Below are 26445 nucleotides of genomic sequence, written 5' to 3' on the forward strand. Positions count from 1 at the left end.
GCCGTGACCAAGACCCCCGTGCCTCCCGGCCCGACGGGCCGCGCGCGCCGCCACGACCCGGAGCGCCGCGACCGCATCATCGACGCGTGCCTCGACGTGATCGCGGAGCACGGGGTCGAAGGGACCTCGCACCGGCGCGTCGCGGCGGCGGCCGACGTCCCGCTCGGCTCCATGACGTACCACTTCGCCGGGATGGACGACCTGCTGCGCGAGGCGTTCGGCCGGTTCACGCGCGAGGCCGCCGCGCAGTTCGAGCGCCGCATGGGCGACGCGCGCACGCCCGAGGAGGCCGTCCAGGCCGTCACGACGCTCATCACGCACGACGTCTTCGCGACGCAGCGCGACCTCGTCCTGTCGCACGAGCTCTACACGCTCGCGGCGCGGGACCCGGCCTACCGGACGCTCACCAACGACTGGATGCGTCGCAGCCGCGCCGCGCTGGGCCGCCACTTCGACCCCGCGACGTGCCGCGTGCTCGACGCGTTCATCGAGGGCATGACGATCCACCGCGCGCTCGACACCGAGCCGCACGACGACGTCGACGTCCTCGGTGCGGTCCGCCGCCTCACGCGGGTCGGGCCGCCCGCACCCCCTCCGCCGCGGTGACGTCGAACAGCTCGCACGTCACGCCGTAGTAGGCGTCGGTCCTGCCGCGGGGGGTCATACCGATCCGCCGGCAGACCGCCTGGGACGCCGCGTTGTCGGGGTGCGTCACCGCGACGACCCGGTCGAGACCCCGCGCGAACGCGTGCGCGAGGACGGCCGAGGCCGCCTCCGACGCGTACCCGCGGCCCCACGCGTCGGGGTGGAAGTGCCACCCGATCTCCGTGTCGCCGGAGGGCTGCAACGGGTCCCCCGTGCCCGACGCCGGGATCGACTTGAGCAGGATCGTCCCCACCGGCACGCCGTCGGGCAGACCGGCGCCGTCGTCCTCGCGCGGGACGACCGCCCAGACGCCGTACGTGCCGTCGTCGACCTCGGCCCACGCGGCGACCCGCGCGAGCGCCTCGTCCCGGTGCTCCAGGACGCGCGGCGTCGTCCCGACGTACCGCATCACGTCCCAGCGGGAGTAGATGTCGAGGACGGCGTCGGCGTCGTCGGGCTGCCAGGGGCGGAGGGTCAGTCGGGGCGTCGTCAGCGTCTGCACCGCCCCAGGCTACGAGCCGCGCGCAACCTTCTTCCTGCGCCGCTCGTCGCACACCGACCACCGTTCGTCGCACACCTCGACCGCCCGCCGTCGTGACGTGGATCACGGTCCGCCGCGGTTCCTAGCCTTCCGTGGTCGGACCGCAACGACGCGACCCTGGAGAGGCTCGATGACGACAGACACCCGCGCGGCGCGGAACGCCGCGGACGACGACCCGGAGATCGCGCCGGACCCGTCCCTGCCCCCCACCGCGGTGCCCGAGGAGCTCCCCGGGGCACAGGCGCGCACCCGCTGGACGCCGCAGAAGATCGCCCTGTGGGCCGCGATCTCCCTGCTCGGCGGCATCGCGTGGGTCATGCTCGCGGTCGTCCGCGGCGAGACCGTGAACGCGATCTGGTTCGTGTTCGCCGCCGTGTGCACGTACCTCATCGGGTACCGCTTCTACTCCAAGGTCATCGAGCGCTACATCACGCGCCCCGACGACCGCCGCGCCACGCCCGCCGAGGCCCGCGAGGACGGCAAGGACTACGTCCCGACCGACCGGCACGTGCTGTTCGGCCACCACTTCGCCGCGATCGCCGGCGCGGGCCCGCTCGTCGGCCCGGTGCTCGCCGCCCAGATGGGCTACCTGCCCGGCACGATCTGGATCATCGTCGGCGTCGTGCTCGCCGGCGCGGTCCAGGACTACCTCGTCCTGTTCTTCTCCATGCGCCGCGGCGGGCGGACCATCGGCCAGATGGCGCGTCAGGAGCTCGGCCGCGTGGGCGGCACCGCCGCGATCGTCGCGTCGCTGCTCATCATGATCATCATCGTCGCGATCCTCGCGCTCGTCGTCGTCAACGCGCTCGGCGAGAGCCCGTGGGGCGTGTTCTCCGTGTCGATGACGATCCCCATCGCGCTGTTCATGGGCGTGTACCTGCGGTACATCCGGCCCGGGAAGATCACCGAGGTCTCGGTCATCGGCTTCGTGCTGCTGCTCGCCGCGATCGTCGGCGGCGGCTGGATCGCGGACACCGCGTGGGGCGCCGAGCTCTTCCACCTCGACCGCACGACGATCGCGGTCGGCGTCATCGTGTACGGCTTCGTCGCCGCCGTCCTGCCCGTGTGGCTCCTGCTCGCGCCCCGCGACTACCTCTCGACGTTCATGAAGGTCGGCGTCATCGTCGTCCTCGCGGTCGCGGTGATCGTCGTGCGGCCCGAGATCACGGTGCCCGCGATCAGCGAGTTCGCGAGCGGCGAGACGGGCCCGGTCGTGTCCGGGGCGTTGTTCCCGTTCCTCTTCGTCACCATCGCGTGCGGCGCGCTGTCCGGCTTCCACGCGCTCATCGCGTCGGGCACGACGCCGAAGCTCGTCGAGAAGGAGCGCCAGACGCGCTTCATCGGCTACGGCGGCATGCTCATGGAGTCGTTCGTCGCGATCATGGCGCTCGTCGCCGCGATCTCCATCGACCGCGGCATCTACTTCGCGATGAACTCGTCCGCCGCCGCCACGGGCGGCACGGTCGAGGGCGCGGTCGCGTTCGTCAACGGACTTGGCCTCATGGGCGTCCACCTCACGCCGGACATGCTCACCTCGACCGCGGAGGCCGTCGGGGAGCCGTCGATCGTGTCCCGGACGGGCGGTGCCCCGACGCTCGCGCTCGGCCTCGCGCACATCATGCAGCAGCTCGTGGGCGGCACCGCGATGATGGGCTTCTGGTACCACTTCGCCATCATGTTCGAGGCGCTGTTCATCCTCACCGCCGTCGACGCCGGCACGCGCGTCGCGCGGTTCATGCTCCAGGACACCCTCGGCAACGTGTCGCCGAGGTTCCGCGACGTCACGTGGCGGCCGGGCGTGTGGTTGTGCACCGCGATCATGGTCGCCGGGTGGGGCAGCATCCTCTACCTCGGCGTCACCGACCCGCTCGGCGGGATCAACACGTTCTTCCCGCTGTTCGGCATCGCGAACCAGCTCCTCGCGGCCATCGCGCTCGCCGTCGTGCTGGCGATCGTCGCCAAGCGCGGGCGCAGCTACCAGCGCTGGCTGTGGATCGTCGCGGCACCGCTCGCGTTCACCGCGGTCATCACCATCTGGGCGTCGATCGAGAAGATCTTCTCCCCCGTCCCCGCGGTCGGGTACTGGGCCAACCACAACGCGTTCAAGGACGCGCTCGCCGCCGGCGAGACGTCGTTCGGCACCGCCGGCTCGGTCGAGGCGATGGAGGCGGTCGTCCGCAACACGTTCGTCCAGGGCACGCTCTCGATCGTGTTCGTCGTCCTCGCGATCGTCGTCATCGTCGCGTCGGTCCTCGTGACCGCGAAGGCGCTGCGCGACGGCGGCGGCGCCAACCACGAGGACCCGCCCGTCGCGTCGCGCCGGTTCGCCCCGGCCGACCTGTTCGCGACGAAGACTGAGAAGGCGATCCAGAAGGAGTGGGCGGCGCTGCCGCCCGAGAAGCGCCCTGCCGCGACGGGGCACCGGTGACGGTGCGGCAGGGGACGCAGGGTCCCGCCACGACGGTCCGCGCGACCGTCGTGGCGGGGCTCCGCACCGCCGCGGCCCGCGTGCACGACGGCGCGGCCCGCGTCCGCTGGTACGTGCGGCAGGTGATGGGCGACGACGCGTACGCGACCTACGCCGCGCACCAGCGCGCGGTGCACCCGGGCGGCGTCGTCATGACCGAGCGCGAGTTCTGGCGCATGCGGCACGCCGAGCAGGACGCCAACCCGGGGTCGCGCTGCTGCTGACGGCCTAGGCTCGGCGCCGTGCTCCGCGTCCCCCTCGACCTGCTCCTGCCGCGGGTCTCCGTCGCCGACGTCCGGCAGCGCGCCGCGGAGCTGCCCCGCCGCGGGCAGGAGGTCCGGGTCCGCGTGCGCGACGACGTGCTCGTCGCGCGCCGCTGGGCCCGGGGCGTGCACGCGAGCGGGCACAGCGTGCTGCGCGCCCGGCTCACCGAGGAGCCCGACGGCGTCCGCGTGCGCGGGACGGTCGCCCCGAGCGGGCTGGACCTCGTGCTGGTGGCGATCTGGCTCGCCGCGGCCGCCGGGATCGCGACGCTCGGCGCCGTCTACCAGAACGGGGTCGCGTGGCTCGTCGCGCTCCTCCCCCTCGCCTTCGGCGCGGTCTTCGCCGCCTGGCTGCCCGGTGCCGCACGGTCCGGTCACGACGTCCTGCTGCGGGCGCTCGCCGGCCTCGGCGAGGGGCCCGACCCCCACGGGCTACGGTGACGGGCGTGGTCCGCCCTCCCGTCCGCATCACGTCCGACCCGCCGCGGGGGACGTTCTCCGCGTGCACCCTCGTGCTCGCGACCGACCCCGAGACGGCGGCCGGGTGGGTCGCCGCCGCGTTCGACGCGCTGCGCTGGAAGCGCCGGGCGTCCGACGCCGCGCACCGCGAGGGCGCGTCGTTGTGGGAGGTCGGGGGCGCGGCCCGCGCGTTCTTCCTCGACGACCTCGACGTGCTCCGCCTGGTCACCCCGCGTGCGGCGGCGTTCTTCTCCCACGGGCGGGCCGTCGCGACGGTCCAGCCCGACGGCGCCGCGCACCGCACCGTCGTCACGCTCTCCCTGGTCGAGGGCCAGCTCTCGTGCCGCGAGAGCTTCGGCGCCGTCGCGCGGCACCTGCACGAGGCCGCGGTCCGCGCCGGGGCGTTCCCGCCCGACGACGTCCCGGTGTGGACGAGCGCCTACGACCTGCCCGCCGGTTCCCCCGGCCACCCGCGGTCGCGCAAGCGCCTGTTCCGCGGTTCCTGAGCACCCGTACCGACCAGATGGACACCGAGAAGGCGCCTCATCTTCAGACTAGAATTCGAGTCTGAATAGAGACTAGAATCATGGGGTGCAGACCTATCCCATGAGCGAAGCGAAGACCAACCTGTCCGCCCTGGTCGACGAGGTGGAGAGCACCCACCAACCGGTGACGATCACCCGTCACGGGAAGGCAGCGGCGGTGCTGATCGCGCCGGAAGACCTGGCGACGCTCATGGAGACGCTGGCATGGCTGTCCGACCCTGACCACGCGGCCGAGATGGCCGAGGCCGAGGAGGCGGTGGCGCAGGGCCGCACCCTGAGCCTCGCTGAGGTGCGCGAGCAGCTGGCCTCGCGACGGTGACCGACGTCGACGGTGGGTGGGAGGTGCGCCTGAGCCCACCGGCCGCGCGCATGCTCTACCAGCTCCCACCACGCCTGGCCGACGCCGTGATCCGCTTCTGCGACGAACCACTTGCGTCGAACCCCTACCGGGTGACGAAGGCGCTCGGGGCCGAGCTCGCCGGCCAGCGCGCCGGGTACGTCGGGATCGGGTTCCGCGTCCTGGTCCGCATCGACGACGACCAGCGTCTGGTCACCGTGATGCGGATGGCCTACCGGGCCGACGCCTACCGGTAGCCCAGGACGGGCGGTACGTGAGTCAGCCCCGTTCCAGCCGCGCGAGCTCGGCGCCGTCGTGGTCGACGAGCACGAGCACGTCACCGTCGAGCCCGGCGCGGGAGGAGAGTGCCAGGAGGTACGGCACCGGCTCGCCCTCGCAGCCGATCTCGGTGTGCCCGCCTGAGGTGACGACCAGGCGCCCCTCGGCGCCGACGCGCCAGGTGCCGTCCGCGACGTTGCACCCGTCGGTCCCGGTCCACGTGCCGTCCTCCGCGAGCACGACGTGCGGGTCCGTCGCGTAGTCGGTCTCGGGCTGCCAGCGGCCGACCAGGTCCCCCGCGGTGGCGGGCACTGCGCCGTCGGGCAGAGAGACGGGCTCGGCGGTCGTCGTGTGCACGGGCCCGGACGCCTCCCCGGGGCGGGCGGGCGCGTCGGCACCCGGCCCGGCGCACGAGGCGAGGAGCGCCACGGCGAGCACCGGGAGGGCCGTCGCCCTGCACGGGGGACGTCGTCGGGTCATGTCTCGATCGTGTCGCCCGGCGGTCGAACCTTGCACCGACCGTCCGGGCGGGCCGCCCGGCGCGGGGGTGGGGTGCCGTGGGACGATGCCGCCCGTGACGGAGCTGACCCTGGACGACGACGCCAAGCGCCGTGTGCTGCGCGCCAACCTCACGTACGTCGCGATCCTCGTGCCAATCCTCGGGCTGACGGCGGTCTCCCTGGGGATCAGCACGCGCAACGTCGCCCTCGCGGTCGGGTACGCGTGCGTCGTGCTCGCGATGATCCCGCTGACGTACGTGCTCGCGCGCCACTTCACCGACCGCTCCCGCGTCACGTTCGGCGACGGGTCCGTGACGGTCCAGGGGTGGGGCCGGCCGCGGCGGTTCACGGTCGCCGAGATCGAGCGCGTCGTCACGGTCGACAGCATGGGGTTCGGGGGCACGACGCCGACGCACCACCTCATCGTCGTGGGGCCGACGAAGCGCCTGGCCCTGCTCGTCGGGCAGATGTGGGACCGCGACCAGCTCTCGGCCCTCGCGCTCGACCTCGCGCACCGCGGCGTCCCGCTCAACCCGGTCCACCAGCCGGTCACTCCCGTGCAGCTGCGGGCGATGGACCCCCGGCTCGTGCCGTGGCGTCAGGCGCACCCGGTCGCGCTGGGCCTGCTCGTCGGGGTCGGCGTGCTGCTGTTCTTCCTGGTCGCGTTCGTCGTCATGGTCGCGTTCCTCGTCTGAGCGTCGCGTCCGGCCGGGCGCGGTCGTGCCAGTAGCCCTGGGCGTGCACGCGCGACCGCGCCACGCCTGCCGCCACGAGCTCGGCCCGGGCGCGCGCGACCGTGGCGCTCTCCGTCGCGCACCACGCGTAGAAGCCGTCGCCCGCGGAGGCCGCGGACCGGCCGTGCTCCGCGACCCAGTCGCGGACGGCGCCCAGCACCGCCCGCTCGGCGCCCCGGCGTCGCGCGCGGGGCACGCGCTCGACGTGCACGGTCGCGGGCACGTCACCGAGCGGGGCGTCCGCCGGGTCGTCGGCCTCGACGAGCACGTGCGCCCGGACGTCGGGTCCGAGGCTCGCGAGGATCCCGCGCACCGCGGGCGCGGAGGTCTCGTCGGCGACGAGGAGCACGTGCCCGACGGCGGGGCCCGGGTCCCACTGGGTGCCGTGGTCGGTCACGCCGAACCGCGCGTGCGGCGCGGACAGCAGGACGCGGTCCCCGACCGCCGCCCGCCGCGCCCAGGCGCTCGCCGGGCCCGCGGGCTCGTGCAGGTACAGGTCGAGGTCGACCTCGGCGGCCTCCGACCGCACGGCCACGGGCGTGTACGAGCGCATGACGGGGCGCTCGTCGTCGTCGAGCGCGGACCACTCACGGCGCCACGTGCTCTCGTCCGCGAGGCGCGCCCGGCGCGCGAGGCGGTCCGCGCCCGGCCCCGGGAGCAGGATCTTCACTCGCTGGTCGAGCCCGACGTCGGCGCACACGGCGAGGTCCGGACCGGCGAGCGTCACGCGCACGAGGCGCGGGCCGACGTCGTGCACGCGCGCGACGGTCGTCGGGAAGAGCACGTTGGGCGACCGGTGGAACCGGCACCCGGCCGGGCTCCCGGCGGTCGCCGGGGGCCCGGCCGCCGCGTCAGGAGCCGGCACGGTCCTGCAGGAAGCGCTCGACGTCGTCGAGCACGGCCTGCCCGCCGAGCGGCCCGACGCCGCTGATCCAGGACGACTGGTCCACGACGCGCACGTCGGGGAACGACGCGGCGTTGAGCGGGATCTCCGCGGGGACCGCGGACGCGTCGTCGGGGTCGGCGGCCGAGACCAGCACGAGGTCGGCGGCGGCCTCGGTCACGCGCTCCGGGGACAGGTCCACGGAGATGTCCTCGCCCCACTCCTGCTCCGGCGTCGTGAACCCGACGCACTCGAGCGTGCTGCCCGCGAACGACCGCGGCCCGTACGCGGACACGATGCCGTCGCGCGGGCGCAGGAGCTGCGCCGTCCCGGAGACGTCGTAGTCCTCCTGGAGCTGGGCGCACCGCGCGTCGTAGGCGTCGAGCAGGGCCTGGGCGTCCGCCTCCCGGCCGAGCGCGCGCCCGACGAGCAGCACGTTGTCCTGCCACGGGTCGGTCTGGGTCGCCATGAAGACGGTCGGCGCGACGCTCGCGAGCTGGTCGTACAGGTCTGAGTGGCGCGACTCCGTGCCGAGGATGAGGTCCGGCTCGAGCGCCGCGATGGCCTCGAGGTTCGGCTCGGGCACGGTCCCGACGACCTCGATCGCCTGCGCCTCCTCGCCGAGGTACGCGGGCACGCCCGCTTCGACGCTCAGCACGGCGGCCCCCACGGGGACGACGCCGAGCGCGACGGCGGTGTCCGTCTCGACGGGCTCGAGCGTCACGACGCGCTGCGGCGCCGCGTCGAGCTCGGCGGTCCCCCGCGCGTGCTCGACGGCGTACCCCGTCGCGGTGTCGTCCGGCGCCGGCGCGCCGGTCGCCGCGGGCTCGGGGTCGGACGAGCACGCCGCGAGGAGGGTCGCGGCGAGCACGAGGGCGGTGGTGGTGACGCTGCGGCGCACGCGCGGGCTCGACGTGGTCCGGGAGATCGGCACAGGAGGTTCCTTCGTCATGGGATAGGACTGCCTAACCTTATCTGCCCCACCGGGGTGGGTGACGCCGCGCTGGATACGATCACTGCATGTCCGGGCCCGTGTTCGCCGGCGCCGCCGCCGGTCTCGTCGTGGGCGTCCTGCTCACCCTCGGGCTCGTGCTCGCCTGGCGGCTCGCGCGCGGGTCGCGCGAGCTCGGGAGCGACTCCGACCGGGCGACGTTCCGCACCCTCCACCTCGCGTCGCGCGCCGCGACGCACCTGCGCGACGGGCTCGACGGCGACGACGTCGGCCGCGCGGCCCGCTCCCTGCGCCAGCTCCTCGGCGCCGACGCGCTCGCCGTCGTCACGGCGGACGGCGCGGTCGCCCTCGACGGGAGCTCGACGCTCGAGCCCGACGCGCGGCGCGTCGCCGAGCGCGTCCTCGCGACGGGACGGCGGCACGTCGAGAGCGGCGACGTCGAGGACGCCGTCGGGGCGCCCGTCGTCGCGGGCGGGCGCGTCGCCGGGGTCGTCGTCGCGTTCGCCGACACCGTGCGGCCGCCGCTCGTGCGCGCGACGGGCGAGGTGGCGCAGTGGTGCGCGGCGCAGCTCGAGCTCGCCGAGCTGGAGGCGTCGCGCACGGCGCTCGCCCAGGCCGAGCTCCGCGCGCTGCGCGCCCAGATCAGCCCGCACTTCGTCTACAACGCGCTCGGCGCCATCGCGTCGTTCATCAGCACCGACCCCGAGCGGGCGCGCGACCTCGTGCTCGACTTCGCCGACTTCACGCGCTACTCGTTCCGCGGGCGCGGCGACTTCACGACCCTCGCCGACGAGCTGCGCTCGATCCACTCCTACGTCGAGCTCGAGCGCGCCCGGTTCGGCGAGCGCCTCGCCGTCACCCTGCAGATCGCGCCGGAGTCGCTGACGGCGGTCATCCCCTTCCTCTCCGTGCAGCCGCTCGTCGAGAACGCCGTGCGCCACGGCCTGGAGCCGCGCGAGCACGGCGGCACGATCGTCATCACCGCGCGCGACGAGGGCACCCAGACGGAGATCACGGTCGAGGACGACGGCGTCGGCATGGACCCGGCCGTCGTGCGCGAGCTCCTCACGTCGCGCGACACGACGCACGTGGGCCTGCGCAACGTCGACACCCGCGTGCGCCAGCTCTACGGCGACGACCACGCGCTCGACATCGAGACCGCGCCCGGCTCGGGCACGCTCGTGCGGCTGCGCGTCCCGCGGTCGCAGCCGCTGCACGAGACGGAGGTGAGCGTGCCGTGACCACCCCGGACCCGGCTCCGGCCGGCGGTCTCCCCGGCGGGGCGGGCGACGCCGTCGGGCTGGACGTGCTCGTCGCCGACGACGAGCGGCCCGTGCTCGACGAGCTCGTGGCCCTGCTCCGCCGCGACCCGCGCGTGCGCACCGTGCGCGGGGTCGCGAGCGGCTCGGAGGCGCTGCGCGAGCTCTCGTCGCGCACGGTGGACGCGGCGTTCCTCGACATCCACATGCCGGGGCTGACCGGCCTCGACCTCGCCCGCGCGCTCTCCCGGTTCGCCGACCGCCCGGCGGTCGTGTTCGTGACCGCCGACGAGGCGCGCGCGCTGGAGGCGTTCGACGTCGAGGCCGTCGACTACGTGCTCAAGCCCGTGCGGCGCGAGCGGCTCGCGCGGGCCGTCGACCGCGTCGTCGAGCGGGTCGCGGAGCGCACCGCGGCGGGGCGCGCCCCCGCGACCGACGCGGCAGCGCCCGCCAGCGCCGCCGCTCCCTCGCCCGCGGCCGGTGGCCCGGCGGGAGGCGCCGCCCCGGCCGACGAGACGCTCGTCGTGACGGTCGGCACGACGACGCGGCTCGTCCGGCGCAGCGCGGTGCGGTGGGTGCAGGCGCAGGGCGACTACTCCCGGCTCGTGACGGACACCGAGCAGTTCCTCGTGCGCGAGCCGCTCTCCGACCTCGAGGAGCGGTGGGCGCCCGCGGGGTTCCTGCGCGTGCACCGGTCGTACCTCGTGGACCGCGCGGCCGTGACCGCGGCGCGGTTCGGCGGGGCGCAGCCCGCGCTCGTCGTCGCCGGGCACGAGGTCCCGGTGAGCCGCCGCATGGTGCCCGCGGTCCGCGAGGCGCTCCTCGGGCCGCACCGGGGCGCGCCGTGACGGGCACCGACCCGCGTCGGGACGCGCGCGTGCGCGTCCGGTCCACGGACGTCCCCGCGGGCCCGAGCCCCGGCGAGGGCACCGCCCCGCGGGGCGGCGCGGCGTCGGGCACGGCGCGGGCTGGCGAGCCCGACGACGCCGCGACCGCGTACACGCGCGGGCTCGTCCGGGCCCAGCTCCGGCTCGGGCTGGCGTGCGTGGCGTCGTTCCTCGCCGTCGTCACGCTGCTCACGGTGACGATGAGCGGCGTGCCCGCGCTGGACGACGTCGTGGTGCTCGGCGTGCCGCTGCCGTGGCTCGTGCACGCGTACGGCTTCTACCCCGTGATCGTCGCGTTCGCGGTCGTCTTCGCGGTCGCGGCGGCGCGCAACGAGCGCCGGTACCGCGCGCTCGCCGAGAGCGCGGGCGCGCCCGACGAGCCCGGCCCCGACGACGGCGGTGCGCCGTGACCAGCACGCTGCCCCTCGTCGCGATCGCGCTGCTCCTGCTCGCGACCGGGCTCATCGGGTTCTACGGCCTGCGGATCTCGCGCACCACGAGCGACTTCTTCGTCGCGTCGCGCACCGTGCGGCCGGTCTGGAACGCGTCGGCGATCAGCGGCGAGTACCTGTCCGCGGGCACGTTCCTCGGGCTCTCGGGCCTCGTGCTGCTGTCCGGCGCGGAGGCGTTCTGGTTCCCCGTGGGGTACGCGGCGGGCTACCTGCTCGTCCTGCTGTTCGTCGCGGGCCCCCTGCGGCGCAGCGGCGCGTACACGATCCCCGACTTCGTGCACGCCCGGCTCGACTCCGTGGTCGCGCGCCGCGTGACGAGCGTGCTCGTGCTCGTCATCGGGTGGCTCTACGTGGTGCCGCAGCTCCACGGGGCGGCGCTCGTCATCACGAGCGTGGCCCCGGTGCCGCCGTGGGTCGGCTCGGTGGGGATCGCGGTCGTGGTGAGCGCCGTCGTCGCCGCGGGCGGGATGCGCTCCATCACGTTCGTCCAGGCGTTCCAGTTCTGGGTCAAGCTCACCGCGCTCGCGGTGCCGCTCGTCGTCGTGCTCATGGCGCTCGGCGGGGCGTTCGAGCCCGGCGGCGCCGTCGTCACGTTCGACCCCGCCGCCGTGTTCCCCCACGAGGCCGGGCCGGGCGGCCTCGACGCGTACGCGACCGTCTCGCTCCTGCTCGCCCTCCTGCTCGGCACGACCGGCCTGCCGCACGTCCTCGTGCGCTTCTACACCTCGCCCGACGGCGGCTCGGCCCGCCGCACGACCGTGGTCGTGCTCGTCATGATCAGCGTGTTCTACATGGTGTCGAGCACGCTCGGGCTCGTGGCGCGGGTCGTCGCGCCCGACCTCGCGGCGCCCGGCGTCGCGGACACCGTCGTCCTCGCGCTGCCGACCCGCCTCGTGCCCGGGCTCGGCGGCGAGCTGCTCGCCGCGCTCGTCGTCGCCGGGGCGTTCGCCGCGTTCCTCGGGACGTCGTCGGGGCTCGTGGTGGCGCTGGCGGGCGTCGTGAGCCAGGACCTGTTCGGCGGCACCGTGCGGTCCTTCCGCTGGTCCGCGGTCGCGTGCACGCTCATCCCGCTCGCGTTCGCGCTCGTCACCATCCCGCAGGGCCTCGTGACGAGCGTCGGGACGGTGTTCGTCTTCGCGGCGTCGGCCCTGTCCCCCGTCATCCTGCTCGGCGTGTGGTGGCGCGGCCTCACCGCGCGGGGCGCGGTGGCGGGCATGGTCGTGGGGGCCGTCCTGTGCGCGACGGCGCTGCTCGCGTCGTCCGCGCTCGTCGCCGCGGGGTACGGGAGCCCGTCCGGCGACATGGCCGACGGCGTCCCCGGCATCGTGCGCGCCCTGCTCGCCCAGCCCGCTGCCTGGACCATCCCGCTCGCGACGGCGACCGTCGTCGTCGTGTCTCTCCTCGACCGGCGCGGCCCGCCGCTGCGCACCGACCGGTTCCTCCGGCGTCTGCACGTGCCCGAGCGCCGGAGGGCCTGAGACCTGCGAGGCCGACGCCGACCCGTCGCCATGGTCGGTGTCTGGGACCTCGCTCGAGCACCTGAAATCTGTAGCGTAGGAAACCTGAAATTCGTAGCGTAGAGAGCCTGAGATCCGTAGCGCGGGGCGCCGCTACGCCTCCGGCCGATCCCTCCGCATCTCACCTGGCGGGCGCTCTCGACCGCATGTCGGATGGGTCGTAGGATCGTGCCAACCATCCAGAGCGGTCGAGAGTCCTGGCTCGACGACACCGCAGCAACCCGCCGACGGAAGCCTCCCGAGGACAAAGGTGCTAACGCCAGGGTCGATGGAGTGACGCATGACCTCAGAGGCATCCTTCGCGCACCGTCCGGGCCGTCCTCGGCCGACGGTGTCGTTCGAGCTCATGCCCCCGCGCCGACCGGACGCGGCCCCGAAGTTCTGGGAGACGGCACGCCGTCTCGTCGCGACGCACCCCGACTTCGTGTCCGTGACGTACGGCGCCGCGGGCACCGACCGCGCGACCGCGCGCCAGGTCGTCGGACGCCTGCTCCAGGGCACGCCCGTGCTGCCGATCGCACACCTCACGTGCGTCGGGGCGTCGCGCGAGGACGTGGAGTCGGTCATCACCGACTTCCTCGACGAGGGCGTGCGGAGCTTCCTCGCGCTGCGGGGCGACCCGCCGCGCGACCAGCCGGACTGGCAGCCCGCGCCCGACGGCGTCCGGTCGTCGACCGAGCTCGTCGCGCTGCTGCGCGAGGTCGAGGCGTCGCGCTGCGCGTCCGACCCGGCGGTCGCGCTGCGCGGCGCGGCCCGGCCGCTGACGATCGCCGTCGCGACGTTCTGCGACGGCAACCCCGCCGCCGGCACGACGCGCGCCCAGGAGGTGCGCCGCCTCTGGCAGAAGCAGCAGGCCGGCGCGAGCTTCGCGATCACGCAGCTCTTCTACGACGCGTCGTCGTACACCGACTTCGTCGCCGAGGCCCGTGCGGCCGGCGTGACGATCCCCATCCTCGCCGGGCTGCTGCCCACGACGGAGCCCGCGCGGCTCCGTCGCGTCGAGGAGCTCACGGGCGTGCGCGCGCCCCAGCACCTGCTGGACGCGCTCGACGCCCTGCCCGACCCGGAGGCGCAGCACGCCTACGGGATCGCGTACTCGGTCGACCTCGCGCAGCGCGTCCTCGACGCGGGCACGCCCGGTCTGCACGTGTACACGTTCAACAAGCACCGCGCCGCTCTTGACCTGCTCGAGGGTGTCCACCTCGGCGGCGGGTCGGGCGGGACCGGGGGCGGCGCCAGCGCCGCCGCCGCCCCGCTCGTCCCGGACCTGGCCAGCGGGCCGTGGGTCACCGGCACCTCCCTGCCCACGACGAGCGCCGCCACGCACGGCGCGCCCGTCTGACCGGTCCTCCGGACCAGCAAGAGGTTTCGATCATGGCCACTTCCGTACCCTCCCCTACCCAGAACCCGGTCGGATTCCCCGCCGGGACCGTGCTCGGCTACCCGCGCATCGGGCGCCGCCGCGAGCTCAAGAAGGCCGTCGAGGCGTTCTGGGCCGGCAAGACGTCGGCCGAGGAGCTCGAGGCCACGGCCCGCGAGCTGCGCCTCGCGACCGTGCGCCGCCTCGTCGAGCTCGGCCTCGGCGCCGACAACGCGTCCGTCCCCGGCTCGTTCTCCTTCTACGACCAGGTGCTCGACGTCGCCGCCGCCCTCGGGGCGGTCCCGTCGCGGTTCGCGTCGTTGACGGACGACGCCGGCCGCCTCGACCTCGCGGGCTACTTCACCGTGGCGCGCGGCCAGGGGGACGACGCCCCGCTCGAGATGACCAAGTGGTTCGACACGAACTACCACTACCTGGTCCCCGAGATCGGCCCGGACACCCCGATCCGGTTCGTCGACGACCGCGTCGCGCGCGAGTTCGTCGAGGCGAAGGAGGCCGGCGTCGTGACGCGGCCCGTCGTCGTCGGGCCCGTGACGTTCCTCGCGCTGTCCAAGGCCGCGGACGACGCGCCCGCCGGGTTCGCGCCGCTCGACCGCCTCGACGACGTCGTCGCCGCCTACGCCGACCTGCTGCGCGCACTCGCCGCGGCCGGCGCGCCGTGGGTCCAGCTCGACGAGCCGATCCTCGTCACCGACTCGGTCGACGTGCCCTTCGCCGAGCTCGCCGCCGCCGTGGGGTCCGCGTACCGCGCCCTCGCGACGGAGCTCTCCGTCGGTGCCCGGGACGCCGCGCAGGCGCGTCCCGCGATCCTCGTCGCCGCGCCGTTCGGCGGCCTCCAGGCCGCCGCCGAGCGCGACGGCGCCGCGGCCCGCGACGGTCTCGCGCTGCTCGCCGGCACGGACGTGGACGCGATCGCGATCGACCTCGTCAAGGGCGCGGTCCCGGCAGCGGCCGACGGCGAGGTCCCCGGCCTCGCGGGCAAGACGCTCGTCGCGGGCGTGATCGACGGGCACAACGTGTGGCGCGCCGACCTCGCGGCGAAGCTCGACATCGTCGACACCGTCCGGGCCCTGGGCGCGGGCGCGGTCGCCGTCGGCACGTCGACGTCGCTGCTGCACGTGCCGCACGACGTGGAGGACGAGACGTTCGCCGAGGCGGGAACGGCGTCGGGCACGACGCTCGACCCGCGCCTGCGCGACTGGCTCGCGTTCGCGGACCAGAAGGTCGGCGAGGTCGCGACGCTCGCCCGCGCGCTGACCGAGGGTCGCGACGCCGTCGCGGAGGAGATCGAGGCGTCCCGCGCGGCGGTGGCGTCGCGCGCGGAGGCGAGCGGCGTCGTCGTGCCCGCGGTGCGCGAGCGTGCGGCCGCGCTGACCGACGCGGACTTCGCGCGCGGTGACTACGCCGAGCGTGCGGCCGCGCAGCAGGAGCGCCTGAACCTGCCGCTGCTGCCCACGACGACGATCGGCTCGTTCCCGCAGACGCCCGAGATCCGCCGGGCCCGCGCGCTGTGGACGAAGGGCGAGCTGTCGGACGCGGACTACACGACCGCGATGCGCGAGGAGATCGCGCGCGTCGTCGCGCTCCAGGAGGAGCTGCGCCTGGACGTGCTCGTGCACGGCGAGCCGGAGCGCAACGACATGGTGCAGTACTTCGCGGAGCACCTCGACGGGTTCGCCGTCACGGCGAACGGCTGGGTCCAGTCGTACGGGTCGCGCTGCGTCCGCCCGCCGATCCTGTGGGGCGACGTCACGCGGCCCGCGCCGATCACGGTCGAGTGGTCCGCGTACACGGCGTCGCTCACCGAGAAGCCCGTCAAGGGCATGCTCACCGGGCCCGTGACGATCCTCGCGTGGTCGTTCGTGCGCGACGACCAGCCGCTCGGCGACACGGCGAACCAGGTGGGCCTCGCGCTGCGCGACGAGATCGCGGACCTCGAGGCCGCCGGCATCGGGATCGTCCAGGTCGACGAGCCCGCGCTGCGCGAGCTCCTGCCGCTGCGCCGCGCGGACCAGCCGGCGTACCTCGATTGGTCCGTCGGGTCGTTCCGGCTCGCGACGTCGGGCGTGGAGGCGGCGACGCAGATCCACACGCACCTGTGCTACTCGGAGTTCGGCGAGGTCATCGGCGCGATCGACGGCCTCGACGCCGACGTGACGTCGGTCGAGGCGGCGCGCTCGCGCATGGAGATCGTGCCGGAGCTGCGCGACGCCGGGTACTCGCGCGGCATCGGGCCGGGCGTCTACGACATCCACAGCCCGCGCGTGCCCTCGACGGAGGAGGTCACCGAGCTGCTGGAGCTCGCCGTGAAGTCGATCGACCCGCGCGTCGTCTGGGTCAACCCCGACTGCGGCCTGAAGACCCGCCGCTACGAGGAGACCGTGCCGTCGCTCGAGCACCTCGTCACCGCGGCGAAGGCCGTCCGGGCCACGCTCGGCTGACCCCGGAGACGCCGGAGGCCGGGTCCCGTCAGGACCCGGCCTCCGTGTCGAGGGTGTCAGCGCTCGGTCGTGCCCGTGCCCGCCATCGGGAGGGCGAAGGCGAGCGTCGCCGCCGCGAGGCCGCCCACGAAGAGCCACACACCGCCGTCGACGCCGGACATGCCCGACCCCATGAGCACGAGCCCGCCGACGAACAGCGCGAACGCCACGACGAACCGTGCGACCGCGCCCGCGTGACCGGGGATGTCGCGCCCTTCGGTCCCGGTGGGGAGGGGGCTGTGCGCCGCCTGCTCGCTGGACGTGGTCATGGGGTTCTCCTTCTGAGGTCGGAACGGGAGCCGGACGTCGCCGTCGGCGATCAGTCCAGGTAGTTCTCCACCGTACCGGGGTCTCGCACCGCCGCCGCATCGGGGTCGCCGCCGAACTCCCGGGCGGCGCCACGCTGGCGCAGCAGGTCCCAGCACTGGTCGAGCTCGACCTCGATCGCGCGGAGCCGCTCGTGCTCCTCGCCCCCGGTGATCTCACCCTGCGCGAGCTGCTCGCGGAGCTCGCGCTCCTGCGCCACGAGGTCGCTGATCGTCCTGCGGATGCCGCCGTCGGTCGCCATACCGTCCACGGTATGCCCGACGGCGCGGGCGCGCCCCGGGAGGCCGGCCCCACGCGGCGCAGCGTCGGCGGTGCGCCCTAGGCTCGTCGCATGACGACGACGATCGGGCGCACGGTCCTGCTCTGCCGCGACCTCGACGCGAGCGCCGCGTTCTGGGCCGACGGGTTCGGCTTCCGCACGTTGTTCCAGGGAGAGACCGAGGGGTTCCCCCTGCTCCACGTCGGCCCCGGACGCGTCGACGAGCCCGGCCTGTGGCTCGTGCCGCTCCCCGAGGGCGGCGCCCCGCTCGTGCGCCACGGCCTGCCCAACCTCGTGCTCTACGTCGACGACCTCGACGCGACCCTCGCACGCCTCGCCGCGGCCGGGGTCGAGCCGTTCGTCGGGCCCGACGCCGACGCCGAGACCGGCGACCGGTTCGCGCACGTCCACGACCCCGACGGGCACCGGGTCGTCGTCGTGCAGCTCGGGACGACGACCGACCCCGCGTAGCGGGCTACCGAGCGCGCACCCATGTCGCGTCGTCGGCGAGGATCGTCACCTCGTCCTGGTCGACGACGAGGAACCCGCCCCCGATCCGCAGCTCGGCCGTCGGGCGGTCCGGGGTGCGCAGACGCACCCGGCCCGCCATGAGCGACGCCGCGACCGGCTGGTGCCGCGGCAGGATGCCCAGCGTGCCCGACGCCGCCGGGACCGTCACGCTCCGCGCCTCCCCCGCCCAGAACACCCCGGACGGCACCACCACCTCCACGAACACCAGCCGCTCCCCGGCGGGTGCGGCGGTCTCGGACGGGGACGGCAGGGCGACGGGCACGGAGTTCCTCCCGGACGGTGGACGGCGGAACTTCCGAGTCTGGCCGGGCGACCCGCTCGCCGGACCCGGCACTTCGTCACCCGGTCGGGGTCGAAGGTCACCGGGGAAACGCCCGCCGCGGTGGTGTCTGCGAGCGGCCCGCGCGCCGACCGTGGGTGGCCCACGTCACGATGGGTGCATGAGCACCCACGCGCACGGCATCCACCACTCGATCGACTACGTCGAGCTCCCCGTGACCGACCTCGCCGCCGCGCAGGCGTTCTACGGCGCGGCCTTCGGCTGGGAGTTCGTCCCCTACGGCCCCGGGTACGCCGGCATCCGCACGGCGGCGGAGTCCGGCGCGGACGAGGCCGGCGGTCTGCGTCTGGCCGAGTCGGGCGACGTGACCCGCGGCGGTCCGTTCGTCCTGCTGTTCTCCGAAGACCTCGACGCGACGCTCGCCGCCGTGCGGGACGCGGGCGGGGAGGTGGTCGAGGGCCCGTACGAGTTCCCCGGCGGCCGCCGGTTCCACTTCCTCGACCCGAGCGGCAACGAGCTGGGTGTCTGGGCCACGTCCTGAGGGGCGACGTCGGCCGTCGGGGCCGGGGTCGCGCGGCAGCCCGGCGGCAATCACGTTGACGACGGCGGGTGCCGAGGCGCACCATCGAGAGTGACGGTTGCCGTGGGCAGCCGTCCGTCGTGCCCGACGGGCACGACCACGGATCAGGATCGCGCCGACGGCGCGCCGCACGGGACGAGGAGACGCGGATGCACGGCACCGCAGGCTGCGAGGTGGCCATGGCGGCCTGCTCGGGCGCCCTCTCCCCCCGCACCGTCACCCGCTGAGACCACCGGGCCGCGGGCCGTCGTCCCCGACGCCCGCCGCGCTCCGGGGCGCACCGCCGTCCGACGACCCCGTCGTCGCCCGGCCGCGCCGGTCACGACGCGACGGCTGCGGGCACGCCGTCCTCCCCGCCCCCGGAGGCGCCGTCGTGCGCCCGGGCGAGCACGCGTCGTCGTGCACGCCCGCCGGGCCGCGGACCGTCCTGACACGGAAGCAGCGAACCCATGAACCCCCTGACCGAGAAGCAGATCCGCGCGTCGTTCGTCAACGCGTCCAAGCGCGAGGCCGCGCAGGCGACCCTCCCCGACCTCGACACGCTCGACTGGGACCGCCTCGACTACCTCGGGTGGCGCGACCGCAAGGCCCCGCTCCTCGCGTACGCCGTCGTGGAGGTCGACGACGAGCCGCGCGGCGTCCTGCTGCGCTCGACCGACGCCAAGACGGGCGGACGGCGCAAGCGCGCGGTGTGCGCGTGGTGCGAGGACGTCGTCGTGACGGACGACGTCAGCCTCTACGTGGCGCGCCGCGCCGGGGCCGCCGGGCGCCGCGGCAACACCGTCGGCACCCTCATCTGCACGCAGTTCCTCTGCTCGCAGAACGTCCGCCGGGCGCCCACCCGCACCGAGATGGGCGACGACGAGTCGATGCGCGAGCTGTTCGTCGAGCTCCGCGTCGACGGCCTCCGCGAGCGCTCCGCGCGCTTCGTCACCGAGGTCATGCGCGACGTGTGACCGACCGCGGCTCTACCTCGGCGGACCCAGGCTCTCCCTCGGCGGACCCGGGGTCTCCCTCGGCGGACCCGGGCTCTACGTCGGCGGACCCGGGTTCTCCCCCGCGCCAGGAGGGCCACCAGTTCCACCGGCCCAGGAGCGTCATCGTCGCGGGCAGCAGCAGCCCGCGCACGACGGTGACGTCGAGGAGCACGGCGACGGCCATCCCGACGCCGACCTCCTTCATCGCGACGAGCTCTCCCGCCGCGAAGCCGAGGAACACGATGCCGATGGCGACGGCCGCCGTCGTGACGACCGGGCCGGACGCGGTGATGCCGCGGAGCACGGCCCGGTCGTTCGCGACGCGCGGGTCCTCGCCGGGCGGGCGGGCGCGCCACTCCTCCGCGGTGCGGGACAGCAGGAAGACCTCGTAGTCGGTCGAGAGGCCGAACACGAGCATGCCGACGAGCAGGGGCGTGGTGACGTCGAGCGCGCCCCACGGCTCGAACCCGAGGAGCGAGGCGCCGACGCCGTGCTGGAACACGGAGACGAGGACGCCGAGCGTCGCCGCGAGCGTGAGGAGGTTGAGCACGAGGGCCTTGAGCGGCACCACGAGCGAGCCGGTGAGCAGGAAGAGCAGCACGAAGGTCGCGAGCACCACGACCCCGGCGGCGAGCGGGAGCCGCTGCGCGAGGTGCTCCTGGGTGTCGACGACCTCGGCGGCCGGTCCGGCGACCCGCACCTCCAGGTCGGTGTCGAGGGCGCGCACGGCGTGCACGAGGTCCTGCGCCTCCTGGGCCGTCGCGTCACCGCCCGGGCCGACGTCGGGCGTGAGGTCGACAACGGTGACCTCGGGCGGGTAGCCGGTGTCCTGCATGGCGTCCTCGACACCGGGCAGGGCGGCGGCCCGGTCGAGGAGGTCGGGCACCGCCGGGTCGTCGACCGGGCCCTCCACGAGCACGGTGACGGGCGCGACGCCGAGGTCGGCGAAGCGGGAGATGGTGGCGTCGGCGGCGAGGCGCGCCTCGGCGTCGGCGGGCAGCGAGCGGACCTCCGAGCTGCCGAGCGTGAGCGAGCCGAGGGGCACGGCGAGCGCGAGCAGGAGCGCCGTCGCGCCGAGCGTGACGAGCACGGCGTGGCGCTGCGCGGTGCGCGCGAGCCGGCCGAGCGTGCCGGCGCCGCCGCGGCCCGTCCACGGGTGGGACCAGGTGCGCGCGCCCGGCGCGGGGATCGCGCGGTGCCACGTCGCGACGAGCGCGGGGACGAGCGTGAGCCCGGCGGCGGTCGCGACGAGCACGACGATCGCGCCGCCCACCGCCATGCCGGAGAGCAGGGAGTCACCGAGCAGGAGGAGCCCGGCGAGCGAGATGGCGACCGCGAGGCCGGAGGCGAGCACGGCGCGGCCGGCGGTCGCGAGCGTGCGCCCGACGAGCTCGTCGAGCGGGAGGCCCGGGGACGCGGCGCGCTCCTCGCGGAAGCGCGCGAGCACGAGCAGCGAGTAGTCGACCGTGAGGCCGAGACCGAGCAGCGTCACGACGTTCACGGCGAACTCGTTGACGGGCACCACGCCGAGCAGCCCGCTGAGCACGAGCAGCGCGACCGCGATCGCGGCGAGCGCGGAGAGCAGCGGGACCAGGCCGGCCCGCAGGCCGCCGAGGACGACGACGAGCACGACGAGGAGCACCGCGATCGCGATCCCCTCGCCCACCGCGGCGTCGGTGATCGCCTGCTCGACGAACGCCTCCTCCGCGAGCAGCGCACCGCCCACGAGCACCTCGGGGGTGTCGACGGTGTGCAGCGCGTCGGCGACGCGGTGCGCGAGGGCGAGCGCCTCGTCGTCGGACAGCGCGGGGTCGAGCTCGACGACGACGAGCGAGCCCTGCGCGTCGTCGGCGATGAGCCCGCCGCCGGTGTAGGCGTCGGAGAGCTCCACGACGCCGGGCATCGCGCGGATGCCGTGCATGACCTCGCTCGCCTGAGCGATGAGGTCGGCGGAGAAGTGGTCGCGGCCGGACAGCACCGCGACGACGGTCTCCCCCTCGGGGGCGAGCTCCTCGAGGCGTTCCGCCGCGAGGGCGGACGCGCTGCCCGGCGGGGCGGGGTCGACGTCGGAGGTCTTGTCGAAGACCGCCCCGCCGAGCACGGCGCCCGCGACGAGGAGGACGGCCCAGACGGCGAGGACCACGCCCCGGCGGCGGGCGGCGAACCGTCCGGTCCGGTGCAGGAGGCGTCCGAGCGTCATGGGGGCTCCCCTCGTCGGGAACTCGTCGGGGAGTCGTGGGGTCGGCCTCGGCCGGCTCGCCCACGACGTTCGTGCGGTGCGTCCGTGCGGCAGCGCGCGGACGTGAGCACCCTACGCGAGGGTGGGAGCGCCGTCGGACCGCGCTCCGCCCTGCGGGGACGCCCTGCCGGGCGCCGGACGAGACGGGTCGGGCGGGGGCGGCTCGTGCCGCCGCCCCCGCCCGGTGCGACCCGGGGCGGACGGCTCACGCCGCCCGCCCCGGGTCATCGGCTCAGCCGCAGCTGACGGCCTCGTAGGCGGCGTCCGCCTCGAACGTCCGGCCGTCACCGGTCGCGGAGACCTGCGCGACGCCGGCCTCGACCGACGTGGCACGCGTCGCGAACGACTGGTACGCGGAGGCACCCGGCTGGACGCCGGTCACCGTCTTCGTCCCGAACGGCGTCGTGAGCGTGACGTCCGCCGGCACCGTGTCGTCGTTCGTGGCACGGACCGCGACGTAGACCTTGCCCGCGAGGCAGCGGGTCTGGACCGTCGTCGAGATCGCGAGCTCCTCGACGGGCTCGTCGGTCAGCTCCTTGAACCGGATGTTCCGGTAGTTGACCATCTCGCCGTTGCCGTGGTTCTGGATCCCCACGAAGCTGTTGACCAGGCGGGCCGGGTCGCTGCTCGTGAAGTCGTTGACCAGCACGTCGTTGAGGTAGACCCGGATGCGGTCGCCCTCGACGCGGATGTCGTACGCGTTCCACTGGCCGACCGGCTTGAGCGAGGCCTCGACGGCCGCGGCGTCGGCACCCTGGAACGTGTAGATGGCACCCGTGGTGCGGTCGGCGGCGTCGGTCGCGTCGATCTGGATCTCGTAGCCCTTGTTGACGGCCACCCACGGGTCGTCGCCCGGGTTCGGGAACCCGACGAACACGCCGCCGTTGTCGTCCTTGAGGAGCTTCCAGTCGAGCTTCAGGCTGTAGCTGTCACCGAGCTCCTGGTTGTACCAGAGCAGGCCCATGCCGCCCGCGCCCTGGATCGAGCAGTCCTCCTGGCGGCCGAAGCCACCCGGACCGGCCATGCGCCAGCCCTCCTGGAGGCTCGCGAGGGTGCCGTCGAAGAGGGCGGTGTAGCCGTCCTCGACCTCGCCCGGGGTGCAGATGTCCGGGTTCTCGCCGATCGAGAGCACGTCGATGTTGATGTTGCCCTGGTCGCCCGTCTCGTACGCGAGCGTGATGGTGTTCGTGCCGGCCTGGAGCTCGAGGTCGCGCGTCTGCACGCCCCAGTCCTTCCAGCTCCCCGTGGTCGGGAAGTTCCACTGGCCGAGGTCCTGGCCGTTCACGTGGAGCGAGACGTTCTTGGACCGCAGCTCGGTGTACGGGTGGATGCCGTTGGCGTAGCGCACGTTCACCGGGTAGGTGCCCGCCTCGGGGACGGTCACGGAGAACGTGCGGCCGGAGCCGACGCTCGTCATGCCCGCGGCGAAGCCGGAGCCGGAGTAGTTGCTGTGGTCCGAGCCGATGCTCGAGCCGCCGAGAGGCTGGGCCAGCTCCGCCTCGTACCAGCCGCGGTCGGCCGGGGCGACGTAGCCGGGCAGCGAGTTGAGCGTGTACCAGGCCTCGGTGCTGAGGAGCTCCGCGCCGTCGGCCGAGGCGAACGGGCGCGGGGACCGGACGTAGACGACGTGGCCGGGCTTGAGACCGTCGATCTTCAGCGTGACGGTCGTGCGGTCCTCGGACACCTGGGCGTCCGTGACGAAGAGCGGCTGCTCGTCGACCTTCGGGCCGCCGTACTGCTGCGTCGGCACGTAGCGCCACTGCTTGATCTGGTACGCGTCGGCGAGGTTCTCGACGACCTCGTCGGAGACCGGGTCGGTGTACTCGATCTCGAAGCCGCCCTCGACCACGCGCATCTCCTTCATGTCGAAGGAGTCCTCGTTGACGGGGACGAGCTTCTGGAGGCCGAACCGGAGCTTGCCGGACTCGCCCCAGTTGCCGCCCTCACCGGTGCCGCCGGCGTAGAGCGCGCCGTCGGGGCCGTAGATGACGCGGTTCACGCCGACCTCGAGGCCCGCGGTGTGGCGGAAGACCGCACCCTGGAACTCGCCGTCGACCTTCTCGAGGAACGCGCGCTGGATGCCGCCGTACGTGACGTCGCCGAGCAGCATCTGGCCCGCGAACTCGCCGTCCTCGACGAGGATCGGGTTGCCCGGGGAGTTGGCGATCTCGTTCTGCGGCAGCCACACGGCCGGCGGGGCGACGGGGTTCGAGTCGAACGGCCCGGCCGGGTTCGTGTAGTGGTTGTAGAACTTGTCCTGCTGGATGTGGATGAGCTTGTTCGACGGCAGCCAGGCACCCTGGTTGTCCGTCGCGAAGATCTCGCCCTCGGGGCCGAAGCCGATGCCGTTCGGCGTGCGGAGGCCGCCCGCGACGTAGCTCACCTCGCCCGTCTCGCGGTCGATCTTGATCGACGTGCCGCGGTTGGCCGCGGGCTGCGGGTTCGTCGTCGCGCCGCCGTTGTTGATGGCCACGGAGAGGTTGACGTAGAAGTAGTCCTCGTCGTGGATCAGGCCGAACGCGAACTCGTGGAAGTTGCCGCCGTCGGGCCACTCCGCGATCTTCGTGTGCGTGTCGTAGAAGCCGTCGCCGTCGGGGTCGGTGAGCTGCGTGAGCTGGTACCGCTCCGAGACGAAGATCGAGTCCTCGACGACCTCGATGCCCATGGGGTTGAGGAGCTCGTCCGCGACGAGCGTCGCCGTGACGTCCTCGGGGCCGTCGGCCGTGGTGACGCCGTCGAGGAAGTACACCTCGCCGGACACCGGGTCGGGGCGCCAGCCGCCGGAGCTGACCTCGCCCGTGGTCACGACGGCGAGCTGCTCGTCCGGCGTGAACGCCAGCCCGGAGACCTTGGGCTCGAAGCCCGCGGGGCGCAGGTCGACGAGCTCGTAGTTGGGGTTGACGGAGTCGAGCCGCAGGCCGTCGCCGGCCGTGTCGGTCGCGCCCTCGCAGTACTTGTAGCCGGGCGCGGTCACGCGCACGACGCCGGCCTCGGTGCTGAGCGCCGACGTCGGGATCACCTGGAAGGAGGAGCTGCCCGGCGTCTTCCACGCGAGCGTGAGGCGCTGCTTGTCGCTGCCCTCGTAGTAGTCGACCCGCAGGTCGTGCACGCCCGCGGTGAGCGTCGCGCTGCCCTCGACGGAGGTCGAGTCGTTGGGGCCGTCGTTCTCGAGGACGAGCTGGCCGTCGATGTAGACGAGCGCGCCGTCGTCGTTGGTGACGCGGAACTGGTACTGGCCGTCCGCGGGGACGTGCAGGTTCGCGCTCACCTGCGAGATGAAGTTGTCCTCGGCGCCGAACTGCTCGGCCGTGGACCAGTCGATGGTCGGCATGAGCTTGTCGACGTTGGGCGTCTGCCCGGACTTCAGGGTGCAGACCCCGCCGGGGTTCTGCGCGAGCTGGAAGGTCCGCAGCGTGACGCCGGGCTCCTGCTCGGGCAGCTCTGCCGCGGCGGGGACGGCCCAGCCCGCGACGACCAGGGCGCCGAGGGTGAGGGCGGCCGCGCCGCGTCGGTACCTGATCCGGCGGGACACCGGCAGGCTGGTGCGTTCGAGCATCGTTGCTCCTTACTCGGTCGGACTACGAGTCCACGGAGCGTAACCCCTGCCTGGCTCCGTCGATGACAACGCTGGACAGGCTAGCCCCCGTTCTATCGATGTGTCTACAACTTCCGTCGCACCGTCGACAAAAGTGGTCCCACCAGCGGGGACGTACGCTCACGGCATGACCGCACGCCACGGCGACATCGCCGACCGGACCGCGTCCCGCCCGTTCGCCCAGGTCGACGTCTTCACCCGCACGCCGACCCTCGGGAACCCCGTCGCGGTCGTGCTCGACGCCGTCGGCCTCACGGACGAGCAGATGGCCGCCTTCGCGCGCTGGACCAACCTCTCGGAGACGACGTTCCTCCTGCCGCCCACGCCCGACGGCGCCGCGGGCGGCGCCGACTACCGCCTGCGGATCTTCACCCCGGCAGGCGAGCTGCCGTTCGCGGGCCACCCGACCCTCGGGTCGTGCCACGCGTGGCTCGAGGCGGGCGGCACCCCCCGCGCGGGCGACGTCGTCGTGCAGGAGTGCGGCGTCGGGCTCGTGACGATCCGGCGCGAGGAGGGCACGGAGCGGCTCGCGTTCGCCGCGCCCGCGCTGCTGGCCGACGAGCCGGTCCCGGCCGAGGACCTCGCGGCGATCGTCGCCGCGCTCGGCGTCCCCGACGAGGCCGTCCTCGACCACCGCGTGCTCGACAACGGTCCGGGCTGGCGCGTCGTCCTGCTCGACTCCGCCGCGCGCGTCGCGGGGCTGACGCCCGACTGGACCCGGCTGCGCGCGGAGCACCCCGACCTCTCGGTGGGCGTCGCCGGCCTGCACGGGGACGACGGCGGCCCCGACGGCACCGCCGTCGAGGTGCGCGGGTTCGCGCTCGCCATGGGCATCCCCGAGGACCCGGTCACCGGGAGCCTCAACGCCGTCGTCGGGCAGTGGCTCACGCGCGACGGGCGCCTCCCCGGGCGCTACGTCGCCGCCCAGGGCGCCGCGCTCGGCCGGGCGGGGCGCGTGCACGTCGAGCGCGACGGCGCCGGGACCGTCTGGGTCGGCGGGTCGAGCGTCACGTGCGTCGCGGGGACCGTCCGCCTCTGACGGGTCGCCGCCGCGGAAAACGGAGGCCCGGGGGCCC

27 protein-coding genes and 1 riboswitch are annotated in these 26445 nt (G+C 74.4%); of the genes, 18 read left to right on the forward strand and 9 right to left on the reverse strand.

The window, feature by feature from the left end; genetic code table 11:
- Window positions 1–3 precede the first annotated feature (3 nt).
- Window positions 4–606, forward strand: coding sequence for a TetR/AcrR family transcriptional regulator (locus tag ACI769_RS09375; protein WP_409141500.1), 603 nt, complete (start codon window positions 4–6; stop codon window positions 604–606).
- On the opposite strand, the gene ACI769_RS09380 is transcribed toward ACI769_RS09375, so the two are convergent.
- On the reverse strand, window positions 566–1147 hold the full coding sequence (locus tag ACI769_RS09380) for a GNAT family N-acetyltransferase (RefSeq protein WP_409141501.1): 582 nt from the start codon (window positions 1145–1147) through the stop codon (window positions 566–568). The genes ACI769_RS09375 and ACI769_RS09380 overlap by 41 nt on opposite strands.
- A gap of 169 nt (window positions 1148–1316) precedes the next feature.
- Between ACI769_RS09380 and ACI769_RS09385 the strand changes: the two genes are divergently transcribed.
- From ACI769_RS09385 to ACI769_RS09410, 6 genes are all read left to right on the forward strand, one after another.
- Window positions 1317–3614 (forward strand): carbon starvation CstA family protein, encoded by a 2298-nt coding sequence (locus ACI769_RS09385; protein WP_409141502.1) that lies wholly within the window; start codon window positions 1317–1319, stop codon window positions 3612–3614.
- The gene (locus ACI769_RS09390; RefSeq protein WP_319946636.1) at window positions 3611–3877 is read left to right on the forward strand and encodes a YbdD/YjiX family protein; all 267 of its coding nucleotides are present in this window, start codon (window positions 3611–3613) and stop codon (window positions 3875–3877) included. The genes ACI769_RS09385 and ACI769_RS09390 overlap by 4 nt, the downstream gene beginning before the upstream one ends.
- Before the next feature lie 18 nt (window positions 3878–3895).
- Window positions 3896–4357 (forward strand): hypothetical protein, encoded by a 462-nt coding sequence (locus ACI769_RS09395; RefSeq protein ID WP_409141503.1) that lies wholly within the window; start codon window positions 3896–3898, stop codon window positions 4355–4357.
- A 5-nt stretch (window positions 4358–4362) separates the two neighbouring features.
- Complete coding sequence (locus ACI769_RS09400) at window positions 4363–4881, forward strand: hypothetical protein (RefSeq protein ID WP_157837946.1); 519 nt, start codon at window positions 4363–4365, stop codon at window positions 4879–4881.
- An 85-nt stretch (window positions 4882–4966) separates the two neighbouring features.
- Window positions 4967–5239, forward strand: a complete 273-nt coding sequence (locus ACI769_RS09405) for a type II toxin-antitoxin system Phd/YefM family antitoxin (RefSeq protein WP_034653834.1) — start codon at window positions 4967–4969, stop codon at window positions 5237–5239.
- The gene (locus ACI769_RS09410; RefSeq protein WP_034653831.1) at window positions 5236–5514 is read left to right on the forward strand and encodes a type II toxin-antitoxin system RelE/ParE family toxin; all 279 of its coding nucleotides are present in this window, start codon (window positions 5236–5238) and stop codon (window positions 5512–5514) included. Before ACI769_RS09405 ends, ACI769_RS09410 begins: the two co-directional genes overlap by 4 nt.
- Before the next feature lie 22 nt (window positions 5515–5536).
- On the opposite strand, the gene ACI769_RS09415 is transcribed toward ACI769_RS09410, so the two are convergent.
- A complete protein-coding gene (locus ACI769_RS09415; RefSeq protein WP_409141504.1) occupies window positions 5537–6016 on the reverse strand; it encodes an META domain-containing protein in 480 nt (159 codons plus the stop codon).
- 94 nt (window positions 6017–6110) lie between these two features.
- Between ACI769_RS09415 and ACI769_RS09420 the strand changes: the two genes are divergently transcribed.
- Window positions 6111–6731: a hypothetical protein gene (locus ACI769_RS09420; protein WP_409141505.1), complete on the forward strand. Its 621-nt coding sequence runs from the start codon at window positions 6111–6113 to the stop codon at window positions 6729–6731.
- Here the strand turns inward: ACI769_RS09420 and ACI769_RS09425 are convergent.
- Window positions 6709–7635 carry a siderophore-interacting protein gene (locus ACI769_RS09425; protein WP_409141506.1) on the reverse strand — a complete coding sequence of 309 codons (927 nt, stop codon included), beginning with the start codon at window positions 7633–7635 and terminating at the stop codon, window positions 6709–6711. The genes ACI769_RS09420 and ACI769_RS09425 overlap by 23 nt on opposite strands.
- The gene (locus ACI769_RS09430; RefSeq protein WP_255438127.1) at window positions 7622–8587 is read right to left on the reverse strand and encodes an ABC transporter substrate-binding protein; all 966 of its coding nucleotides are present in this window, start codon (window positions 8585–8587) and stop codon (window positions 7622–7624) included. Before ACI769_RS09430 ends, ACI769_RS09425 begins: the two co-directional genes overlap by 14 nt.
- Before the next feature lie 86 nt (window positions 8588–8673).
- Between ACI769_RS09430 and ACI769_RS09435 the strand changes: the two genes are divergently transcribed.
- From ACI769_RS09435 to metE, 6 genes are all read left to right on the forward strand, one after another.
- Window positions 8674–9846 (forward strand): sensor histidine kinase, encoded by a 1173-nt coding sequence (locus ACI769_RS09435; RefSeq protein ID WP_034653820.1) that lies wholly within the window; start codon window positions 8674–8676, stop codon window positions 9844–9846.
- A gap of 59 nt (window positions 9847–9905) precedes the next feature.
- The gene (locus ACI769_RS09440) at window positions 9906–10712 is read left to right on the forward strand and encodes a LytR/AlgR family response regulator transcription factor (RefSeq protein ID WP_409141560.1); all 807 of its coding nucleotides are present in this window, start codon (window positions 9906–9908) and stop codon (window positions 10710–10712) included.
- A complete protein-coding gene (locus ACI769_RS09445) occupies window positions 10709–11161 on the forward strand; it encodes a heavy metal transporter (RefSeq protein ID WP_409141507.1) in 453 nt (150 codons plus the stop codon). The genes ACI769_RS09440 and ACI769_RS09445 overlap by 4 nt, the downstream gene beginning before the upstream one ends.
- A complete protein-coding gene (locus ACI769_RS09450; RefSeq protein ID WP_409141508.1) occupies window positions 11158–12681 on the forward strand; it encodes a cation acetate symporter in 1524 nt (507 codons plus the stop codon). Before ACI769_RS09445 ends, ACI769_RS09450 begins: the two co-directional genes overlap by 4 nt.
- A 211-nt stretch (window positions 12682–12892) precedes the next feature.
- Window positions 12893–12995, forward strand: a riboswitch (SAM riboswitch).
- Window positions 12996–13000: 5 nt separating this feature from the next.
- Complete coding sequence (locus ACI769_RS09455; protein ID WP_409141509.1) at window positions 13001–14062, forward strand: methylenetetrahydrofolate reductase; 1062 nt, start codon at window positions 13001–13003, stop codon at window positions 14060–14062.
- 32 nt (window positions 14063–14094) lie between these two features.
- The gene (gene metE / locus ACI769_RS09460; RefSeq protein WP_409141510.1) at window positions 14095–16542 is read left to right on the forward strand and encodes a 5-methyltetrahydropteroyltriglutamate--homocysteine S-methyltransferase; all 2448 of its coding nucleotides are present in this window, start codon (window positions 14095–14097) and stop codon (window positions 16540–16542) included.
- Window positions 16543–16598: 56 nt separating this feature from the next.
- Here metE and ACI769_RS09465 read toward each other — a convergent pair whose 3' ends face one another.
- Together ACI769_RS09465 and ACI769_RS09470 are read right to left on the reverse strand one after the other, a co-directional pair.
- Window positions 16599–16850, reverse strand: coding sequence for a hypothetical protein (locus ACI769_RS09465; RefSeq protein WP_021483231.1), 252 nt, complete (start codon window positions 16848–16850; stop codon window positions 16599–16601).
- Between the two features lie 50 nt (window positions 16851–16900).
- Window positions 16901–17149, reverse strand: coding sequence for a DUF2630 family protein (locus ACI769_RS09470; protein ID WP_043655332.1), 249 nt, complete (start codon window positions 17147–17149; stop codon window positions 16901–16903).
- Window positions 17150–17239: 90 nt separating this feature from the next.
- On the opposite strand from ACI769_RS09470, the gene ACI769_RS09475 reads away from it, so the two are divergent.
- Window positions 17240–17638, forward strand: coding sequence for a VOC family protein (locus ACI769_RS09475; protein WP_051028203.1), 399 nt, complete (start codon window positions 17240–17242; stop codon window positions 17636–17638).
- A 4-nt stretch (window positions 17639–17642) separates the two neighbouring features.
- Here ACI769_RS09475 and atpC read toward each other — a convergent pair whose 3' ends face one another.
- Complete coding sequence (atpC, locus tag ACI769_RS09480; RefSeq protein ID WP_198285629.1) at window positions 17643–17960, reverse strand: ATP synthase F1 subunit epsilon; 318 nt, start codon at window positions 17958–17960, stop codon at window positions 17643–17645.
- 178 nt (window positions 17961–18138) lie between these two features.
- Between atpC and ACI769_RS09485 the strand changes: the two genes are divergently transcribed.
- Both ACI769_RS09485 and ACI769_RS09490 read left to right on the forward strand, forming a co-directional pair.
- Window positions 18139–18519 carry a VOC family protein gene (locus tag ACI769_RS09485; RefSeq protein ID WP_043655328.1) on the forward strand — a complete coding sequence of 127 codons (381 nt, stop codon included), beginning with the start codon at window positions 18139–18141 and terminating at the stop codon, window positions 18517–18519.
- A 488-nt stretch (window positions 18520–19007) separates the two neighbouring features.
- Complete coding sequence (locus ACI769_RS09490; protein WP_021483431.1) at window positions 19008–19514, forward strand: FBP domain-containing protein; 507 nt, start codon at window positions 19008–19010, stop codon at window positions 19512–19514.
- Here ACI769_RS09490 and ACI769_RS09495 read toward each other — a convergent pair.
- A complete protein-coding gene (locus tag ACI769_RS09495; RefSeq protein WP_409141511.1) occupies window positions 19498–21735 on the reverse strand; it encodes an MMPL family transporter in 2238 nt (745 codons plus the stop codon). The genes ACI769_RS09490 and ACI769_RS09495 overlap by 17 nt on opposite strands.
- 271 nt (window positions 21736–22006) lie before the next feature.
- A complete protein-coding gene (locus ACI769_RS09500) occupies window positions 22007–25330 on the reverse strand; it encodes a family 16 glycoside hydrolase (RefSeq protein WP_171468578.1) in 3324 nt (1107 codons plus the stop codon).
- 166 nt (window positions 25331–25496) lie between these two features.
- Between ACI769_RS09500 and ACI769_RS09505 the strand changes: the two genes are divergently transcribed.
- Window positions 25497–26408 (forward strand): PhzF family phenazine biosynthesis protein, encoded by a 912-nt coding sequence (locus tag ACI769_RS09505; protein WP_144722960.1) that lies wholly within the window; start codon window positions 25497–25499, stop codon window positions 26406–26408.
- Window positions 26409–26445 lie beyond the last annotated feature (37 nt).

It is taken from the genome of Cellulosimicrobium sp. RS (assembly GCF_046159675.1).
Lineage (GTDB): Bacteria > Actinomycetota > Actinomycetes > Actinomycetales > Cellulomonadaceae > Cellulosimicrobium > Cellulosimicrobium funkei.